13 protein-coding genes and 3 pseudogenes are annotated in these 19,068 nt (G+C 70.1%); 4 read left to right on the top strand and 12 right to left on the bottom strand.

Annotated features, from left to right (window positions below):
* Nucleotides 1–332: 332 nt before the first annotated feature.
* A complete protein-coding gene (locus tag ACZ6SQ_RS12525; RefSeq protein WP_469560026.1) occupies nt 333–734 on the bottom strand; it encodes a DUF6896 domain-containing protein in 402 nt (133 codons plus the stop codon).
* A gap of 162 nt (nt 735–896) precedes the next feature.
* Nucleotides 897–1,112: pseudogene (locus tag ACZ6SQ_RS12520) on the bottom strand (IS982 family transposase); the annotation flags it as partial.
* An 82-nt stretch (nt 1,113–1,194) separates the two neighbouring features.
* Between ACZ6SQ_RS12520 and ACZ6SQ_RS12515 the strand changes: the two are divergent.
* The gene (locus tag ACZ6SQ_RS12515) at nt 1,195–1,584 is read left to right on the top strand and encodes a hypothetical protein (RefSeq protein ID WP_469560022.1); all 390 of its coding nucleotides are present in this window, start codon (nt 1,195–1,197) and stop codon (nt 1,582–1,584) included.
* Nucleotides 1,585–1,854: 270 nt separating this feature from the next.
* Here the strand turns inward: ACZ6SQ_RS12515 and ACZ6SQ_RS12510 are convergent, their stop codons facing one another.
* The gene (locus ACZ6SQ_RS12510; RefSeq protein ID WP_469560020.1) at nt 1,855–4,125 is read right to left on the bottom strand and encodes an MMPL family transporter; all 2,271 of its coding nucleotides are present in this window, start codon (nt 4,123–4,125) and stop codon (nt 1,855–1,857) included.
* 175 nt (nt 4,126–4,300) lie between these two features.
* Here ACZ6SQ_RS12510 and ACZ6SQ_RS12505 point away from each other — a divergent pair, with 175 nt between their 5' ends.
* Together ACZ6SQ_RS12505 and ACZ6SQ_RS12500 are read left to right on the top strand one after the other, a co-directional pair.
* Entirely contained in the window at nt 4,301–5,473 is a 1,173-nt protein-coding gene (locus tag ACZ6SQ_RS12505; RefSeq protein ID WP_469560017.1) for a sensor histidine kinase, read from the top strand.
* Complete coding sequence (locus tag ACZ6SQ_RS12500) at nt 5,448–6,110, top strand: response regulator (RefSeq protein WP_469560016.1); 663 nt, start codon at nt 5,448–5,450, stop codon at nt 6,108–6,110. The genes ACZ6SQ_RS12505 and ACZ6SQ_RS12500 overlap by 26 nt, the downstream gene beginning before the upstream one ends.
* A gap of 329 nt (nt 6,111–6,439) precedes the next feature.
* Here ACZ6SQ_RS12500 and ACZ6SQ_RS12495 read toward each other — a convergent pair whose 3' ends face one another.
* Nucleotides 6,440–6,844: a type II toxin-antitoxin system PemK/MazF family toxin gene (locus ACZ6SQ_RS12495; RefSeq protein WP_469560013.1), complete on the bottom strand. Its 405-nt coding sequence runs from the start codon at nt 6,842–6,844 to the stop codon at nt 6,440–6,442.
* A gap of 154 nt (nt 6,845–6,998) precedes the next feature.
* On the opposite strand from ACZ6SQ_RS12495, the pseudogene ACZ6SQ_RS12490 reads away from it, so the two are divergent.
* Nucleotides 6,999–7,645 (top strand): annotated as a pseudogene (locus ACZ6SQ_RS12490) (transposase); the annotation flags it as partial.
* Between the two features lie 1,373 nt (nt 7,646–9,018).
* Here the strand turns inward: ACZ6SQ_RS12490 and ACZ6SQ_RS12485 are convergent.
* The 8 genes and pseudogenes from ACZ6SQ_RS12485 to ACZ6SQ_RS12450 form a co-directional block, all read right to left on the bottom strand.
* A pseudogene (locus ACZ6SQ_RS12485) lies at nt 9,019–9,555 on the bottom strand (transposase family protein); the annotation flags it as partial.
* Nucleotides 9,556–9,970: 415 nt separating this feature from the next.
* Nucleotides 9,971–10,843 carry an ABC transporter permease gene (locus ACZ6SQ_RS12480; protein WP_469560011.1) on the bottom strand — a complete coding sequence of 291 codons (873 nt, stop codon included), beginning with the start codon at nt 10,841–10,843 and terminating at the stop codon, nt 9,971–9,973.
* Nucleotides 10,840–11,925 carry an ABC transporter ATP-binding protein gene (locus tag ACZ6SQ_RS12475; protein ID WP_469560256.1) on the bottom strand — a complete coding sequence of 362 codons (1,086 nt, stop codon included), beginning with the start codon at nt 11,923–11,925 and terminating at the stop codon, nt 10,840–10,842. The genes ACZ6SQ_RS12480 and ACZ6SQ_RS12475 overlap by 4 nt, the downstream gene beginning before the upstream one ends.
* A 318-nt stretch (nt 11,926–12,243) precedes the next feature.
* Nucleotides 12,244–12,399, bottom strand: coding sequence for a VenA family class IV lanthipeptide (locus ACZ6SQ_RS12470; RefSeq protein ID WP_389334019.1), 156 nt, complete (start codon nt 12,397–12,399; stop codon nt 12,244–12,246).
* A 46-nt stretch (nt 12,400–12,445) separates the two neighbouring features.
* The gene (lanL, locus tag ACZ6SQ_RS12465) at nt 12,446–15,205 is read right to left on the bottom strand and encodes a class IV lanthionine synthetase LanL (protein ID WP_469560007.1); all 2,760 of its coding nucleotides are present in this window, start codon (nt 15,203–15,205) and stop codon (nt 12,446–12,448) included.
* 1,781 nt (nt 15,206–16,986) lie between these two features.
* Nucleotides 16,987–17,175 (bottom strand): hypothetical protein, encoded by a 189-nt coding sequence (locus ACZ6SQ_RS12460; protein ID WP_469560004.1) that lies wholly within the window; start codon nt 17,173–17,175, stop codon nt 16,987–16,989.
* 193 nt (nt 17,176–17,368) lie between these two features.
* Nucleotides 17,369–18,586, bottom strand: coding sequence for an MFS transporter (locus tag ACZ6SQ_RS12455; protein ID WP_469560001.1), 1,218 nt, complete (start codon nt 18,584–18,586; stop codon nt 17,369–17,371).
* 7 nt (nt 18,587–18,593) lie between these two features.
* A complete protein-coding gene (locus ACZ6SQ_RS12450) occupies nt 18,594–19,058 on the bottom strand; it encodes an ArsI/CadI family heavy metal resistance metalloenzyme (protein ID WP_469559999.1) in 465 nt (154 codons plus the stop codon).
* Nucleotides 19,059–19,068 lie beyond the last annotated feature (10 nt).

The raw sequence follows: 19,068 nt of genomic DNA, 5'->3' as shown, positions 1-19,068 counted from the left end.
GCTGCCTCCACCGCGCGGGCCGACACATACGCGCACGCCCGGCACGAACACGTTGCGGCCAGGAAGGAGACGACGCCTCAGCCAAGGCCGCCTCCAACCCACTCAGCATCTCCGACACGACCAGACAGTCTCATGCCCCACGCAGAAGATCGAACCCCGGGCCGACGCTGCCCGCCCTTTGACCAAGGAAGTAGAGGCCGCCCGCAGTGAGGGCTCCACGTCAGGGACTGCGGGATGAACGTCCTGGCCGCGGCTTCGCCTGCGGTGCCGCCCCGACTGCAGCCAGAAACGGCAGCCGCATCGCCCGCCTCACCAACCACATCCTGGAGCGATCAACCGGCTACCTTGAACCACCCCGGCCGCACCTCGTCCAGGAGTGGCTGCAGCGCCCGCACTGCAGACCGCAGGTCCTCATCCGTGACGTCAACAGGGTCCGGCAGGCTCCGCCCGTACGCGCGCAGCCGCCAGAGGTCGAAGACTTCGCTACCGTCGGCATCGAAGTCCACGTCGACCTCAGTGCCGTTGCCGCTCACGAACCGGCACCCTGCCCCATGAACCTTGTAGGAGTAGGTGCCGATGCGATCGTTTCGGAGGATCCTGCGCGAACGCGCCAGGCCGACCACGTCAGCCAGTCGTTCAAGCGAAGGGATCGCTACTCCCACGGCCTCGTCGATCGCTTTCAGATCGCGGACGTAACCGAGGACGAGAGCTCGCGCAGACCCAACCCGCTCCATACGGCGCCATCCCCCTCAGCCCGTGACAGACGGCATTGTTCCATGAGGCCGCCCGACGTCCCGCAGGGCGCCATACCTCAAAACGCGAGCCCGAACGTCCCGCCTCATACGGCAGTTGGCCTCGGTGATGAGGATTCGTGCGAACGGCTCGGGCTGCTCCACACCGGGGTGGTGGGGGCGCAGGTGGGCACGGGCATGGCAGAGCCATCTGGCCTCGGAGGTGAAGCCGAGTACGGCCTGCGTCGTGGCGAGGGTGACCGCTTCGGCTTTGCTCCGAGGGGGCGTGATGCCGACCGGCGGGCGCCACGGCGCCGACTCGGGATGCTCTTTCAGGGTGTCGTCGGTCGTCGCATAGGGTGCTGTCGTGAGGGTGTCCACGTCGTTCGTCACAAAACGATCTTGAACACCCTCATTCTCGTCTCCGCAGGCACCCCTCGGATCACACCACCAGGAGGAACCGGTGTCATCCCCGCACCTGCTCACCCCCCATGAGAAGCTCGCCGACGCGAAGGAGCAGCTCAGTCTCCCGCGTATCGTCGTGATCTGCGGCTCCACCCGCTTCATGACCGAGATGACCGAGGCCGATCTGTTGGAGACCAGAGCCGGAAGGATTGTCGTCAAACCAGCCTCTGACATGAAGTCGCCGCACGACCTTGGGTCGGATCCTGTCGAGGCCGAGGCGCTGAAGGCTCGACTCGGCGATCTGCACCGGGCGAAGATCCGGCTCGCCGATGAGGTGCTCGTAGTCGGCGACTACATCGGAGACAGCACCCGAGCCGAAATCGCCTACGCCCGGTCGCTGGGCAAACCCGTGCGGTTCACGCACCCCGAAGTCGACCCTGGCGCCTGACCGCCCGCTGCCACCTCGACAAGTTCCTGTCCGCCGTCCTTCGACGGTATCGGAGGCGTTTCGTGTGCGCGGGCCGACTTCTCGGGGCGTTCGGGCGCATGACGCTGCGTTCAGTGGATCTGCGCAACGAGCCCGTGTAAGCCGTGCTGGACCGTGTCGAACGGTCCCTCGGGGTGCGCCTGAACCGGGAGACCACCCGATGATCACGACTCGATATGCCCCTGGGTGACGCGCTGAGGTGCCGGACGCCAAGGGCGGCCAGGAGTTGAGTCAACGGTCAACCAGCCGTGGACGCGGGGCCTCACCCGTGGATTCCGCGTCGGTGTCGTCGGTGCCGACCGGGCCGCGGGGAAGCATCCGGTCCAGCCACTTCGGCAGCCACCAGTTGGCCCGGCCGAGGAGTGTCATGGTCGCCGGTACCAGCACCATGCGTACGACCGTGGCGTCGATGAAGATCGCGGTGGCCAGGCCGAGCCCGAACATCTTGGTGGAGGGGTCCTCGGCGACGGCGAAGGACAGGAAGACCGCCGCCATGATGAGGGCGGCCGAGGTGATGACCCGGGCGGTGCCCGAGACGCCCTCCACGATCGCCGTGCCGTTGTCGCCGGTGCGCACATACTCCTCGCGCACCCGCGAGAGAAGGAACACCTCGTAGTCCATCGACAGACCGAACAGGATGGCGAAGAGGAACATCGGGATGAACGACACGATCGGAACCGTCGCCTCCAGCCCGATGAGCGCGCCACCCCAGCCCCACTGGAAGACCGCGACCATGACGCCGTAGGCCGCGCCGATGCTCAGCAGGTTCAGCAGTACCGCCTTGAGGGGTACGACGACCGAGCGGAAGACCAGCATCAGCAGCAGGAACGAGAGCGCCAGCACGGCGGCGACGAACAACGGCAGGCGCTCGCTGGTGCGTTGCCCGACGTCGGACAGGCTCGCGGCGGCCCCGCCGACATGCGCCCTGGCCGGGCCCTGCCCGATCGCCGTGGGCAGCACCTCGGTGCGCAGCCGGGCGAGGGTGTCGGCCGTGGCCTTGTCCTGAGGGCTGGTGGTCGGGAACACCACGAGGGTCGCGATGCCGGTGGCCCGGTCGACGCGCGTCGGCGCGACGGACGCGATGCCCGGATCCGCCGTGACCGCTGCGACGAGACGGTCCACCACTCCCGGATCACCGGCGGGGTCCGCGGCGATGACGAGGGGACCGTTGGTGCCCGGGCCGAACCCGTCGGCGACGAGGTCGTAGGCGCGACGCTCGGTACGGCTCTGGGGCAGTGAGCCGTCGTCGGGCAGGCCGACGCGCAGGCCGAGCACGGGCAGCGTCGCCGTCAGCAGCAACGCCGCCGCGCCGACCGCGTACGGCACCGGGTGCCGGCCGACGTGCCCGATCCAGCGACGCCACCCGACGGCGGGGACGGCGCCCGCCGCCATGTCCCGCCGCCGGCCGAATCGGCCCGACCGCCCGGCCCGAAGAGCCCGGCCGATCCGGCCGGCCCGGCCCAGCCGCGGGCCCGCCGCGCCGAGGAAGGCCGGCAGCAGCGTCACCGACGCGAGCACCATGGTCAGGACGACGATCGAGACGGCAACCCCGCCCACCGTCATGAACGGCACGTTCGCGACCGCCAGACCGAGGATCGACACGACGACGGTGCCGCCGGCGAAGATCACCGGCCGCCCCGCCGTGGCCACCGCTTGTCCGGCAGCCGTGTGCGGATCGAGCCCCCGCGCGAGGTACTCACGGTGCCTGGCGAGCACGAACAGCGCGTAGTCGATGCCCACTCCGAGCCCGACCATGCTGCCCAGGACCGGTGCGAAGGTGGGGACCTCAGTCACCCCCGCCAGTACCGTCATCGTGGCCACCCCGACGGTCAGCCCGAAGACCGCCATGCCGATCGGCAGCGCGGCGGCGACGAGCGAACCGAACGCCAGGAACAGGATCGCGGCCGCGGCGAGGAGGCCGATCAGCTCGCTCGCGCCGCCGTCGGGGTCGGAGAAGGCGTAGAAGAGGTTCCCGCCCATCTCGATGCGCAGCGGCAGCTCGGGGCGCAGACGGTCGCCGAGATCGACGAGGGCGTCGAGGTCTTCGGCAGACAGCCGGCTCTGGTCGGGGTACTGCACCCGGACGACCGCGATCCGCCCGTCGGCCGAGACGAGGCCGCCGCGCACGGCGGTGTCCCCGCCCGCGTCGAGCGCCCCCGCCGGGTCGCTCGTGCCGAGCACGTGCGGCAACCGCTTCACCTCGGTCTGCAGCCGCGTGAGAGCGGTGCGCGCGCCGTCGTCGTCGAAGAACGTCGCACCGGCGTCGAGGGGGGTGACGACCACTTGGGCGGTCATCCCCTCCTGGCCGGTGCCGGCCCGCTCGATCAGTTCCGCGGCCCGCTGGGAGTCCAGTCCCGGAGCGGTCATGGAGTCCGCGGTCCGCCCGCCGAAGGCGACGGCGGCGAGGACGGCGAGCGTGGCGGCGAGCAGCCATGTCGCGATCACCCGCCAGGGATGGCGGGCGGCGCTTGCGCCCAGGCGCAACAGGGCTTTCGAGAGCATCGGGTCCTCCAACCACGTCGCCGGCCGTCCTTGTACGGCCGCCGATGCCGAGGCTCGTCGCCACGGCGCTCCGCGGCATCGGCCCACGGGCCGCGGATCCGTCGGCCCCGGGGCGGAGTGGCGACCCGTCCTTTCGGCCGATGCGCGACACGCCACGGTCCGTAGGCTGAGAACCGTGCTCCGAAACGACCTGCGAACCCTGTGGACCGAACCCCGGCCGCCCGACGCGCCCGCCCGGGTGCGGCGGGACTGGGCGCTGCTCGCCGCGGGCCTTGCCGGTGTGGCGCTGGAGGCCACCCTGCGCGAGGACGTCGTGTGGCGGCCGGTGGCGGTGGTGTTCGCCGTATGGCTGTGCCTGCTGCCCCTGTGGCGCCGGACCCGTCCGCTGGCGATGGTGACGCTGGCGTTCGGCTCGGTGGCCCTGCTCCAGGTGGCCTCGCTCGTCGCCGCACCGCGCGAGCCCGTCGGCCTGTACACCGGCATGGTCGTGCTCGTGCTGGTGTACGCGCTGCCCCGGTGGGGATCGGGACGGGAGATCGTGCTGGGCGGCGCGGTGATCCTCGCGGTCGGCACGCTGTGTGTCGTCGCGGACGAGACCCCGGTCGTCGAAAAGGTCGTGGGCCTCGTCTTCCTGCTGCTGCCCGGGGTGGTCGGGGCTGCCGTGCGGTTCCGGGTGACCGCTCGCGAGCGACAGGTGGAGCAGGTGCGCTCCCGCGAGCGCGAGCAGCTCGCCCGGGAACTGCACGACACGGTGGCCCACCACGTGTCGGCCATGGTGATCATCGCTCAGGCGGGCCGGGTGCTCGCGGGCACAGACCCGTCCGCCGCCGTCGAGGCACTGGAGGGGGTCGAGGAGGAAGGGGCGCGCACGCTGGAGGAAATGCGCGCCATGGTCGCCGCGCTGCGCGACCGCGAGGTCGGCGCCGAGCTGGCGCCGCCTGCCGGTGTCGCGGATCTGGAGCGCCTGGTGCGCACCCCGGGTGGTCGTCTCAGGGTCGACCTGGGGCTTGACGGCGAGCTGGACGCGCTGCCACCGGCCGTGGACGCGGCCGTCTACCGGATCGTGCAGGAGTCGGTGACCAACGCGCTGCGCCACGCGGTCGACGCGACCGAGGTCGTCGTGAGGGTCGCCGCGGAACGGCACGCGGTACGGGTGACCGTGCGCGACAACGGCCGGCGCACCGGCCGGGGTCGCGACGGATACGGACTTACCGGACTGCGCGAGCGCGCGACGATGCTCGGCGGCACACTACGAGCCGGCCCGGGTACCAACCGGGGCTGGCATGTCGAAGCCGAGCTGCCGAAGGCGAGGAGCGAGAGCGGTGTCCATTCGCGTGCTCGTCGCTGACGACCAGACGATCATCCGTACCGGGTTGCGGATCATGCTGAACGCCCAGCCCGGCATCGATGTGGTCGGCGAGGCCGCCGACGGGCGGGAGGCGGTACGTCTGGCCCGCGAACTGCGCCCCGACGTCTGCCTGTTCGACATTCGTATGCCCGTATTCGACGGGCTCGAGGCCACCCGGCTGGTCGCCGGCCCGGGTGTCGCCGACCCGCTGGCCGTCGTCGTCATCACCACGTTCGACCTCGACGAGTACGTCTACGGCGCGCTGCGTGCCGGAGCCCGCGGATTCCTCCTCAAGGACACCGGACCGGACCTTCTGGCGCAGGCCGTACGGTCGGCGTCCGACGGGGAGGCGCTCATCGCGCCCAGCGTCACCGTCCGTCTGCTCCAGGCATTCGCGGACCTGCCCGCCGGCCGGCCCGCGGCCCAGCCGGTCTCACCCGTCACCGCTCGCGAGGAGCAGGTGCTCCTCGCCGTCGCTCGCGGGCTGACCAACACCGAGATCGCCGATGCACTGCACATCAGCCTCAGCACGGTGAAGACGCATCTGGCCAGCCTGATGGCCAAACTCGGTGCCCGCAACCGGGTCGAGATCGCGATGTGGGCCTACGAAACGCGCCGTATCCTCCCCGGAACCTGAGCCGGGTGCCGGGCCATGTCCCATGAGTCCCCGCCCGGACGTCAGTGCACCGGTCCGCTCACTTCGGCTCCACGTGCCTCACCCGCCCCAGAGCGTGACGTACCAGGAGGCGGGAACTGGGACGGCGAGAGACCCGATACGACGAGACTCCCGACAGCCACCTCGCCAGTCTCCACCTGCACACCTCGATGACCCGGATCAAAGACCTCACCAGGACCACCCGATGATCACAACTCGATACGTAGATCGTGATCTTGTTGCTGGAGTTTAGTGGAGAGGGGGCAGCGGTCAGTCGTCGACGAGATCGAGCTGGGCAGCGCAGGCGTCCGCTACTCGAGTCCTTGGAGACGGCGGGCATCTTTGATCTCGCTGATCCTGGCAGCCGTCATCGGGGTCCACTCCCTCCTCTGTCCAGCGGCACGGAGGGCTTCTCCAACCTCGCTGAGCTTCACGGAGGACAACACGCCCGCCCGCTCGATCAGGTCGTCCCGGGCCACGGTGGTCAGCCATGTGCACGGAGTAAAGCCTGGACGCGGGAACGCGAACCGCAGCACGCCTTTGAAGGGCAGTCCTTCCGGGGCTCCTACGGCCACTTCAACGCCCAGGCCGCTGATATCGACGCCCGCCGGCGCAACGACCTGCATCGCCTGAAACCCGGATGACTCCTCGTCCGAGAGCAGCACGACCGGGCGTCGCTCATCGAAGTCGACCCACCAGACTTCACCGCGTTGCATGTGTCCTCCTGGCACGTGACGGCGGGCGAACGCTGCGTGCCCCGTGCGGGACACGGAAGGGATGCGGCCCCGTCTTCGCACGTCGTGACCGAGGGGCGGTAAGACGGGCGCGGCTACCGTTGATCATCGGTGTGTGAAGACTGAAGATCACGCGATGGCCGCGAGTCACAGCGTAGACCCTGCCCGCCGGCGGGAGGCGTTCGAGGTCCTGATGTCCCGGATGGCGGGCCGGTTCGCGCGGGTTGAACCCCGGCGTCGGGTGCGGGACTTGGTGCTGGGGCTGCTGTCGGACCTGCCGCGCAAGAACTGGTGGAGCATCGCCGAGTGGGCCGGGCAGGCCAGTCCGCATGGAACGCAGCACCTGCTCGGCCGGGCTGAGTGGGATGGGAGGATCGAAACGCTCAGGTCGCTGTCTACCTCGTCTATGCAGGCCGCCGCGGACACGCGCCGATCGACCGCGAGCTGTACGTCCCCCGCTCGTGGACGTGCGACCCGGACCGCTGCCGGGTGGCGGGACTGGGCGAGGACACCGTCTTCGCGACCAAGCCGGAGCCGGCCGCCCGCATGATCGGCCGGTTTCTTGACGCCGGGCACCGTGCGGGCTGGATCACGGGCGATGAGGTCTACGGCGGCAACCCCAAGCTGCGGGCCGCGCTGGAAGATCGCCAGTTCGGCTACGTGCTCGCCGTTGCTTGCTCGGCCGAAGTCACCACGGGTGCGGGGAAGTTCCGAGCAGATGCCCTGGCCGTGAAGGTGCCGAAGTGGGCCTGGCTGAAGTTGTCGGCAGGGGCCGTCGGCAAGACGACCCACGCCGTGCGGCCTGCCGAGCAGGGGGACTGCTTCCAGCCGCTGGGCGCGGTCCACGAGCACGGCCCCGAGGCGTGGGTGCGGGTGGCAGCCGACGACTGCGCCCGGTGGTGGTTCGAGACGTCCACTCCCTGCGCGGGATTCAGCGGCCATAATCATGACGCTCGTCTGTCGGGTCGGTCCTGGGCGGTGGCCACCTCGCCGCATGCGGCCGCCGTCGGCCTTCTGGTCGTAGCGGTCCTGGCAGTGGACGACCTCGTCGTAGGCGAGCCCGGCTGGACTTTGACCGCGGCGTGACGCTGCGCTGACGGCACGGCCGTAGCCTCGAACGAGGCCAACGAGTTCAAAGGACCAGGCCTCACCTCTATTCCCTGCGCCGGCTTTGCCCGCCCCTACGTACCACTCGCCAGGGCTGACCAGACTGCCAGCGAAGCAAATCAAGGAGTGGTCATGTCTGGGTATACGTCCCAACAGCAGCTCACCGACGAGCAGTCGAAGACTCTGGAGAAGGCTGCTCTGCTGATCATCAACGCCCAGGGAAGCGGGGGAAATGCTCAGGCGGGCCGACATCCAGGGGTTCGACGACGATTTCCTTGGCAGCCAGTGCCGACAGTGCGGCATGTGCTCGGAGTTCATCGGCGACGGCGAGGTGTGCGAGAGAAGTGCATGCAGGCACAACGCCTCACGACACGCGACCTGACCGATCAGGGCAGCGAGTCCTGCCGGATCGGCACCAGGCAAGGAACAGAGTCATGGAAAGTCAACGGAATCTAACAGAAACGCAAAAGGGCGTTTACAAGGAGAACGCAGTCGCCCTCGATGAGGCCGAGCAACAACTCCGGACGGCCCAGCAGAAAGCCCGTGCGAGGCTCAAGGCAGTGGGCATCGATGACGGTCCCACGGCGTGCATGAGCTGTGGATGTCCAGAGTATGTGCCGACACCCCACCACCCTGACACCCCGTGCCCGAGAGAATTCTGTGGGCACTCGTGGTTCAGCCATATCGCGTGAAGGAGCTCGTCGAGGCGGCCGAGCGGGCACTCGCTGGGGAGCCGGGCATCGGGCTCCCGCCACGCAGGGGTGACATGGCGGGGATCCGGCCCGCGAGGGGGCGGCAAGGATGAGGTGGGTGACTACGACCACCCCCGACCTCTGCACCCCTGCGGCCGCAGCCGTGGCGCCACCGACCGCGACATTCCGGACTCGTTTCACTGGACCTGGGAACAGAACTCGAGCCCTGCACGGAGGTCTTGGGCGGCCTGGACGGGGCGCGGGCGGGAGACCTCGGCGCGGGACCGGCCCTGCACGCCGCCCACGTGGCGACCCGTCACCGGCCCGCCCGGGTCTGAGCCGTGGACTCCTCCCCTGCCCAGACCGAGATCGCGGCCGGCCTGTACGGGCACCTGGCGCCGCGCCTGAAGATCGTCGACTCCGACGTCGTCGCAAACCTGCACACGATTGAGGACTGTCGGCCGCCTGCCCCGCGGTCAGGACGACGGCGAGCGGGCGGCGGCATCTGCGGTCCGAGGCGAGATGGACTTTGCTGGTCAGGCCGCTCCTCGACTTGCCGAGCAGGGCCTGGGCAAGGCGGAGCCTGCGTCCGCGCCGGACGCGCTGCCGCCCGGCCTGTCCGTTCCTGCGGCCGGCCCCCTTTTGCCGGGCCCGCTCCTGCTCCAGTGCGGGCTCCTCCAGTACCTCCATGCGGTCGTCGCTCACCCGCATTCCCGCGGCGTCGTGATGGGTGCGGACCGTCGTGGAGTCCACGCTGACCAGGGACAGATCCGTCCGGTCCGCGCGGGCTGCCGCGGCGATCAGGCCTTCCAGCAGAGCGGAGAAGACACCGGCGTTGCGCCAGGCCCGAAACCGCCCGTAGACGGTGGCCCAGGGGTAGAACTCGGCGGGCATCTTCGGTCACTGGCCACTGGACCGGCACCGCCAGATCACTCCCTCGAACTGCTCTCGCAGCCGATCGGGACAGGGACCCTACTCTCCGATCGGCAGGTACGGCTCGACGAACTTCCATTGCTCGTCGGTGAGTTGCCGACGAGTCACAGTCAATGTCCTACCGGCCCCACCGCCAGAAGAGGACAGAGCCCACCAACTGATCACTACATCACACGCGCATAGTGCGGCATGGAGCTTGGAGGCACGGCGCTGCAGATCAGTCTCCTGCTCCGAGAGCGGTGCCGGGCTCGGCCGTTGCACGTGTTGACGGCTTGGCGGCCGTCCGGCTGGGCTGGGAGCGTGTGAATCGAGCCGGGCGGGTTTCCGCTCCTGCCCCCACCAGCCGCTGCGGGCTCGCGGGCCCGCTCGGCTGCGGTCATTCGGGACGGCTGAAGCGGCGGGCGGCGTAGAGGAGGGTGAGGACGCCGACGGTCAGGAGAGCGGCGGCTTCCAGGAGGAGCGGGGGCTGGTGGCCGAGCCACTCGATGCCGGCCGCGGTCGTCTGCTGCGGTACCCGCACGGTGATGGAGCGGCGCAGCAGGTCCACACCGTAGGCGATGGGGTTCAGGGCGGCCAGTCCGCGTGCCCAGCCGGGGAGGTTGTCGAGGGGGAAGAAGCCGCCGGACAGAAAGAGCAGCGGCATCATCACCAGGCCCAGGAGCATGTGGAAGAGCTCGGGGCGGCCGAGGGTGACGGCGAGGGCGAGTGAGAGGGCGGTGATGGTGAAGGAGGCCAGGACCATGCCTGCGAGAAGCAGGGCCAGCAGCAGGGGGTCATAGGGCAGGCCGACCGTGCCGCCCAGCGCGAGGAGGACGGTGCCCTGGACGGCCGCCACCGCGGTGCCGCCCGCGCAACTGCCCAGGAGCAAAGTGGCGCGGCTGACCGGCGCCATGAGCAGTTCGCGCAGGTAGCCGGTCTGCCGGTCGGTGATCAGGCGGATGCCGACCATGATGGCCGGGGTCTGGACGGTCATCATCAGCATGCCCGGGAAGAGGTAGGTCTGGTAGCCGACGCCGAGCGTGGAGGCGGGGATCAGGGCCGCGAGGCCGCCCCCGAGGATGAAGAGGTAGAGCACCGGCTGGATCAGCATGAGCGCGGTGTGGGTGGGCTGTGAACACAGGCGCAGCAGGTCGCGGTTGACCAGGGCGTGGATCGCGCGCAGTTCCCGGCGCAGGCGGGCCGACTGCGGCGAACGGGGGCGGGCGTGGCCGTCGGGGCTGGCCGGTGCGGTGACGGCGGGGACGGTCACGGGCCTTCCTCCGTCGTTGCGGGGGGTGAGGTGGGGCGTGGGGTGTGGATGCTGCGGCCCGTGTGGTGGAAGAAGACGTCGTCGAGGGTCGGCGGTGTCGCCGAGGCGGCCTGGACCGGGATGCCGTCGGCGGCGAGGGCCGCACACAGGCGGGGGATCCAGGAGCTGCCGTCGGGCAGGCGCAGGCTGATTCCGTCGGGGCCGAGAGTCGTTCGGGTGCTTGGCGGCGTGGTGCGGCGGACGGTGCGGTCGGCGGCTGCGTCGTCGTGAGTGCGCAGTACGACCCGGTCGTCGCCGATCGCCGCCTTGAGGGCGGCGGGTGTTCCCTGTGCGACGAGGCGGCCGCTGTCGATGATGGCGAGGCGGTCACAGTTCTCGGCCTCGTCCAGGTAGTGCGTGGTGATGAAGAGCGTGGTCCCCTGCCGGTCTCGCAACTGGCGGAGGTGGTCCCAGACCTGGGCACGCGCGTGAGGGTCGAGTCCGGTGGTCGGCTCGTCCAGGAAGAGGACGCGCGGTTCGTGGAGCAGGCCACGGGCGAGTTCGATGCGGCGGCGCATGCCTCCGGAGAGGGTCCGGACCGGGGAGCGCCGCCGGTCGTCGAGGCCGACGGCTTGGAGGGTCTCGGTGGTGCGTCGGTGGGCGTCGCGGCGGCTCATACCGTAGAGCCGGGCGTGGATCCGCAGGTTCTGCTGGACCGTCAGTTCCATGTCCAGTGCACTGTGCTGGAAGAGCATGCCGACCCGACGGCGGACCTGGTCGGGCTGGGTGAGTACGTCGACACCGGCCACCGTGGCCGCTCCGGAGGTGGGGCGGGCCAGGGCGCACAGGAGGGCGATGGTGGTGGACTTCCCGGCGCCGTTGGGGCCGAGAAACGCGAAGGCCTCGCCTTGGTGCACGCCGAGGTCCAGGCCGCGCACGGCGGGAGTGACACCGCCGTCCGGGCCGGGGTAGTTCTTGACCAGGGCACGGGTGCTGATGGCGTACGGCTCCCCGGTGGCGGGCCCCGCGTCGTCCGGGTCCGCGCCGGCGGTGGTCGGGAGCGTGGCCCGGGCGGGGGCGTCGGCACCGGCGTGCGGCTGCATGGTCACTCGGGTCCTCGTCTGCTGGGTGTCGTCAACGGCCTTGCGTGAGCGCTATGTTGAAGGGGACGGTTGCGTTCGGGGCGCGTACGTGGTGCCTCCTTGTGGCGGAGCCGGACGCTCCGGCCGGTGGCTGCTGCGCGTGCAGCCACCGGCCGGAGGTCGAGCAGCCCCTTCGTGCTGCCCTGGTCGGCCGGCGACGCGGGTGCACGGGGCCTTCTTGCTGGCCTACGGGGAACCGGCTGTCACTGCCCCGTCAACAAAAGGTGCGGTTGCCAGGGGCGGCTGAGCGGTGCCGGATCCGCGAGGGCTCCTGCCTGGTCAGGCGCAGCTGACGCCGACGCAGACGGTGTTGAGGAGCGTGAGCAGGCCGACACACTCACACGTCGCGGCGAACGCCGCCCCGTCGGCGCCGACCGGGTCGGTCTCCGGGAGGGCGTGGAGCTCTGCCAGCAGTTCGAGGTCGCGGTTCTCCATGACTTTCTCCTTCTTCTGCGAGGTCGGCGACAGGGGTTCCTGTCGCTCAGCCCGGCTGCTGGATCATCCAGAGCCGGGAGTCCGTGTGGAGGGTCCGCTGGAGGAAGGCCAGGATTCCTGCGGACCCGTCGCTCCAGCCGGTCGAGACTTCCCCGTATTCGTTGGGAAAGACGACGTGGGAGCCGCGGTGGGAGCGTTCGGCGGCGATGAGGCGGGCCATGGTTTCGGCACCGGCGCGGTGGGCCGGGTCGCCGGTCGCGGCGGCCAGGTCGAGGAGGAAGTCGCCGTTGCCCGCCAGGCCGTGGCACTGCGTGAGGGGGGCTCGGGAGGCGCGTTCCATGACGGCCCGCGCCGCACCGGTGGCGAGGTCGCGGTACCGGTCGTCACCGGTGGTCTGCCACAGCTGGAGCAGGAAGGAGCCGATACCGGCTGAACCGTGGCACCAGTACGGGGCCGTAGGCACATCGCCGGCCTGGGCCGGCCAGTGGACCGCCCCGCCGACCGTCACGGCGTGCGCCGCCAGTGCCTCGCCGGCCGCGACGGCCAGGTCCCGGTACTTCCGGCTGTCCGTGGCGGTGGCGGCGGCGAGGAGGAAGCAGCCGATGCCGGCAGTCCCGTGGGCGAAGCCGAGGTAGCGCTTGCCGGCTTCCCCGGCGACCGCTTCCACCGGTGCGGGCCAGCTCACTCCGTGCGTTTCCGGGGTCGCGGCGGCTGCCAGCTGTTCGGCCTCGTCGGCGACCAGGGCGGCGAGCCGCGTGTCGCCGGTGCGGTGCCACAGGTGGACGGCGGCCAGCCCGCTGCCGGCGAGGCCATGGGTGATGTCCCGGTGGGGGCTTGGTTGCTGCGGCGCGAGGGCCAGGGCGAGCGCGTGGTCGGTCAAGGCGCGGTCGTCGAGGACGCGACCGGTCTCGTACAGGGCCCAGGCGGTGCCGCGGCCGCCGAAGTGCAGTCCTGGCCGGGGGGACCGGGTGTCCGTGCGGGCGGCCACCCAGTGGCCCGCGGTGGCGAGCAGGTCCGGCAGGCGCCGGTCGGCGGTGAGTTCGAAGGAGCGGGTGAGGACGCCGAGGACGCCTGCGGCACCCTGCTGGACGGTGCAGGGGTCGCTCTCCCCCGCCATGGTGGAGACGGGCCACAGGCGACGGTCGTCCTGCGGGGTCATGGAGTCGATGAGGTGGTCCACGATGCCGGCCACCACGGCCGTGACCGCGCCGGCGTCCGCCGGGGCGTTGCCCACGGCGTCGGGCGGTGTCAGAGCGGACCCGACAGCATCGACGGGTACCCCTCCGGCCCCGAACTCAGCGGGCCGTCGGGCCGGGAGAGCCGGTGGAACTGTTCGGCGCTCGGCCGAGCGCCGGGCGTTGCGCAGCGCTGCGCCGGCCCTGGCCGGGTCCCAACGCTCGGCGGGGTCGTCCTTCATCAGTCCCAGGATGATCTCGGGCAACCCTGCGGGCAGGTGCAGCACCGCGTCGCCCGCGGCCAGCCACGCGGCAAGCCGCTCCTGCGCCGGCCTCGCTGCCGGTTCCTCGGGCAGGAGATGGGGCACTTTGCCCGCGAGCACGAAACAGAGAGTGGCACCGAGGCTGTAGTAGTCCGCCGCCGGCGCGACGAGCGCGCCGGTCAGGCGTTCGGGGGCGCTGAAGCCGGGCGTCCCGACGGTGGTCGGCAGCGGGTCGTCGTCCTTGAGGACCGCCAGTTCGAGGTCGATCAGGCGCAGTTGCCCGTCCGGCCGGACCATGACGTTGCCGGGTGTGAAGTCCCGCAGGACGCAGCCGTGGGCGTGCGCGGCGGCGACGAGTTCGACGAGGCGTGCGCACAGGTCCAGGGCGTCGGCCCGGTAGCGCTCGCTTCCGGTGTCGCGGAAGTGCTCGGCGGTCCAGTTGCGCAGCGGGATGCCGGGGATCTCCTCCTGGGCGAGGAACAGGTGCCCGGCGTGCTCGAACGTCGCCAGCAGCTGTGGGGCGAGGTCCTTGCCGTCGAAGTACTCCAGCATCCGGGCTTCGGCACGCAGCCATTGGCGTACGTCCGTCCCGGACGCGTCGGCCTCCACGTGCGGCCGCGCCTCCTTGATGACCACCGGCAGGTCCGAGGTGACGTCGGTCCCCCGGTAGACGCCGCCCTTGTTCGTGTGGCGGATCGCCTCCCGGATCGCGAAGCGGCTGCCGAGCAGCACCGGTGCCGCATTCTCCGTGCGGGGGCGCGGCGCGGTCGGGACCGTGGCGGGGAAGGGGCTAACTACCCAGGACGGCGGAGCGTAGTGGCCGGTGCGGATGTCCTCGACGGGGTTGCCGTCGGGGTCTTCGATGAACCACACCAACAGGCCCTGGTCGGAGAGTCGCCGCCGCGCGACGAAGGCGCCGTAGCGGTAGTGCACCAGGCTGTTCGCGGCGTACGGCTGGTCCGACAGGATACGGGGGCCGGCGAGTCCGGCCGTCGCCCTGTGAAGTTCCTTCGCCAGCCGGGCCGCATCGGCGTCGGAGCGCGGGTACACGGTGATGAACTTGCCCGAGGTTCCCCGAGGCGTGGCACGCGAGTTGAGGGCGCCTACCTGGTCCAGGGAGCGCACGAACTTGAACGCCGAATCCTGCAGCAGCAGGACGGGGAGGGATTTCGCCAGCACGGCGGGCGCCGAGCCGGCGGTCGCCGACACATGGAGTTTCCAGCCCTGCGTGCGCCGGATCGCGGACGAGGGTGTCAGGCGGCACCACATGGCGTCGGCGTCGGTGGTCCACCGAGCGTCCTCACCTGTAGCGTCCAGCGCCTGGTGCAGCAGCGACTGGAGATCCACTTCGCTCGCATTGCTCGTCATGCCTGTCCCTCCTGTCCCTCTCCACCGCGAGGAGCACACTGTTCGGAAAATGCCTTCAACACGCACAGCCGAGGCGCCCGGAGCGGCGTCATAGCGGGTCGGAATCTATGCGAGCGAAAAGGTAGGGGACGGGTACGGTCGCTCTATTCGAACGGAATCAAGGGATTCTTCGTATCAAATCTGGCGTCCGGCCGTACACCACCACACACTTCCGCACCGACAACAGGACACTTGGATCCACCGCTGCCTTTGCGGAGAAATCCATCGTCCCGTCACTACGCAATATTTCGAACGCAGAATCGACGTTCGAAATCGTTCGAAAAGGCCTGACATTCACGGTCGAGGCCGGGACGAACACGTGCAACGGCTCCACTGTTCATCGCCTCGATATCAAATCTTCGCCGCGGCCGGCCTTCGAGTAAAGAGCCTGATTTCGCCACGCTGTCGGCTGAATACGGACAGCAATGGCACAGTCTGCAGCCAAGGGCCACCAGACGCCCGGCTGCGGCTTCTGATTATTCAGGGCTCAAAACTTTCGAAAGACTGCGTGATACGACTCGAAAGTGTGCAGAAATCTTCCATCCGGTCCACGGAGCACAGCGAATAGGTCAGAGGAGAGAGAAGAGGCATTCAGTCACCAAATTTACGGATGGGACTACGGTCGAGATCTGCAGCACACAGATGCGTTCGCGGAGCACTACTTGAGTACTTTCGAGGCCGAACCTCATTGGGCTCATTGGGTGACGGATGACCGGCGGGGCTGGGTGCAAAAGCGCTCATGCAGACGGCGCAGACCCGGCGCACAGCTTTAGCGCGGGCCGGACGAAGGCGGGATTGCCGGTCTGTCTTCGCAAGTGGCGCCCAGCTGCCTGCATGTGGGCGAAGGAAGGTAAATCTCCATGACTGGGGAGGCCGGCCCGCGGCCTGACGGGCAGCGAGCCTCCAGGAAGTCGTTTCTCTCGGCAAGTGGGCGCCCGGAGTCATGGCGGCTGCCTGCGTCGGGCAGTCTGGAGGCAGGCAGCTCTGACCGAATCACCGGCGAGAGGGTGCCCGCACCATCGAGTGGAATCCATGTCTGCTACTTCATCCGTCACCGCCCCCCGTCTGGCCGCTGCCGTGCTCACGGCCGGAGCCGTCATCGGGGGCGGCGGCGCTGCCGGCGTCGGCCGCCGACCACGACCGCGACTACCGCGGTCCGAAGGTGGCCACGGCTGGCGGGCAAGGAGAGCACCGCACTGCGGCGGGCGGACGAGCACACCGGGACGCTGCACAGCCTTCCCGAGAGGCAGCGCCTCCAGACCGCGCACGGTGCTTTCGGGCACCTGCGGCGGGGGATGCGGGAACGGGCCGGACAACACTTCGGCCGTCTCCTCGACCACCACCGCGTCGGCGACTTCCTGCGCCGCATCTCCCTGCGGACCTGCGAGCGGATCGCCGGCTGGGCCAACGCGGGAGCAGAACACCTGCGCCGGGCCGCAGACCCCGAAACGCTCGCGGGCCCTGCAATGGTCTTCCTCGAGGCTGGCGGCGTTGCCGGGATGTCAGGTGCAGACGGCCGACGGCCGCGTGGAGGTGGTCCGGCGGTCGGGCGGGCGGGGCTGGATGGCGGTCGCATCGAGGGTTCCGACTCGGCGCCGGTGGAGGCCGTGACCATCCGCTGCTGACGGGACGCCGGCCGGCGCTGGCGTCGAAGGCGAGATTGCCGCCGTCCGTTTCCTGGGCTGGTTCGGTGGGGGTGTCGGGGCCGGTGGTGAGGGTGAACGGACCGCTGGGTTCGACGGTCAGGGCCATGTCGCGTAGGCGGCGGCTGCGGCGATGCCGGTGTCGAGGACGAGTCCGACGAGCGCGACGAGCTCGGCGACGGCCACCGCGTCGACAGGCTGATCGCTGGTGGGCGCGTTGGCGCGGTTGACGAACAGGTGCCGCACCCGCCGCAGCGTCGCTTTGCTCTCGCCGTGTTTGCCGGTCACCGGGAGTGACTTGCCAGTCTCTGGAGGCTGGCATTTCTTCACACGATCCTGGGTTCTCTCGGCGATGACAGGCGGGAACCTCGACAGTGACGTGAGGCCGTGAACGGTTGTTTCGCGCGGGGCTTCGCGCGCCTGGCGTTGGACGGGCACGCTCGCGGGGAGGCCGGGTCTTTGTCCTGGTGGGGAGCGGGTCTCAGGGTCGCTCGTGTACGGAAGTTCCGGCGGCTATGAGTGCGGCGGTTGCCGCGAGTGCGGCAAGCAGGCCGAAGAGCTGGGGTGTTCCGCCAAGGAGTGGGGCGAGGAGGGCTGCGGCAAAGGGGGCGAGAGCGGAGGCGGTCATGGCGGGAGCGCTGAGGATGCCGGAGAGCCTGCCGTAGTTGGTGGTGCCCCAGCGGTCGGTGATGGCGGTGGCCTGGAGCAGGGTGAGGTTGCCGCGAACGACGCCCGCAGCGACCGATGCCACGAGCAGGAGACCGTAGGGGCCGGGGACGACGGCGAGAGCGGCGGTGGTCAGAGCGCCGAGAGCGATGAGGACGACGGTCCGGGCGGTCGTGCTGGTGCGGTGGGCGAGTGGTGCGTAGAGGGTGCGGCCGAGGGTCTGGCCGACGCCGCCGAGGCCGAGTGCCCAGGCGGCCTGGCTGGTGGTGTAGCCGCGTTCGGTCACGAGCGGGACGAGGGTGACGACGGCCGCGTAGACCGCGAACGCCGACAGCGTGAAGGCCACAGCGAGAAGAAGGAACGGCCGGCTGCGAACGGTCTCTTGCGGGGTGTCGTGGGCGTGGGCCGGTGCGGGCGGGATCGGCGGCCAGGGGGCCCGCAGAGCGAGGGCATGCGAGGGGATCGTGACGGCGCCGAGGATCACCGCGAGCACGAGGTAGGTGGTCCGCCATGTCAGATGGTCCGCGAGGGCGGCGGTGAGCGGGGCGAAGACGGTGGAGGCGAGGCCGCCGGCGAGGGTGACGATGGTGAGGGCGCGGACGTGGTCGGGTGCCCACCAGCGGGTCAGGGCAGCGAACGCAGGCTGGTAGAAGGTTGCGGCCATGGCGAGTCCGGCCAGGACCCAGCCGGCGAAGAACGCGGGCAGGTTCGGGGCGAGCGCGATGACGGCCAGTCCCGCGGTGCCGACTGCAGAGCCCGCGGTCATGACCGTGCGGGGGCCGTGGCGGTCGATGATCCGGCCGACGCGGATTCCGGCGATCCCGGACACGACCAGGGCGAGCGAGAACGCCGCCATCGTCGCGCCGGTCGGCCAGCCGGTCGCGGCAGTGATCCGGGGGTTGAGGACGGGGAAGGCGTAGTAGACGATTCCCCAGCTCGTGACCTGGGTCGCGCACAGCGCGGGCAGGACGGCGCGGGGCCTCGACCGGTCCCCGGTTCCGGTCGTGACCCCGCGGGTGTGGAGTTCGGTCATCGCAGCGTCAGCAGCAGCCGCCTGCGGTGACCGGTGCGCGCTCTTCGGTCTCGACGGTGGCCGGACCGGCGCAGCACGTGCTGTTCTTCTCCTTGGTCAGGGTGTCGGCGTCGGCTTTGACGACGTACACCTCCCAGGGCTCGCGGCCGGGGCCGTGGACCCAGACCTTGTCCTGAAGGGCGTAGCAACAGCGGGTGTCGTTCTCCTCTGCCGTCGCCAGGCCCTCGTCGTTCAGCCGGGTGGTGGCGGCGAGGACGGCGTCGGTGCTGTCGACTTCTACGCCGAGGTGGTCCATGCGGGTGTCCTCGCCGGCGGTGCCTTCGATGAGAACCAGCTTGAGCGGCGGCTCGGTGATGGCGAAGTTGGCGTAGCCGTCGCGGAGTTTGGCCGGCTCGGTGCCGAACAGCTTGGTGTAGAAGGCGACGGACGCCGCCAGGTCCGGGACACGTAGAGCGAGCTGTACGCGGGACATCACGTTCCTC

The organism is Streptomyces sp. NPDC048600 (assembly GCF_055587025.1).
The sequence above is the reverse complement of the archived record's forward strand: the minus strand, read 5'-3'. Positions and strand labels throughout refer to the sequence as shown.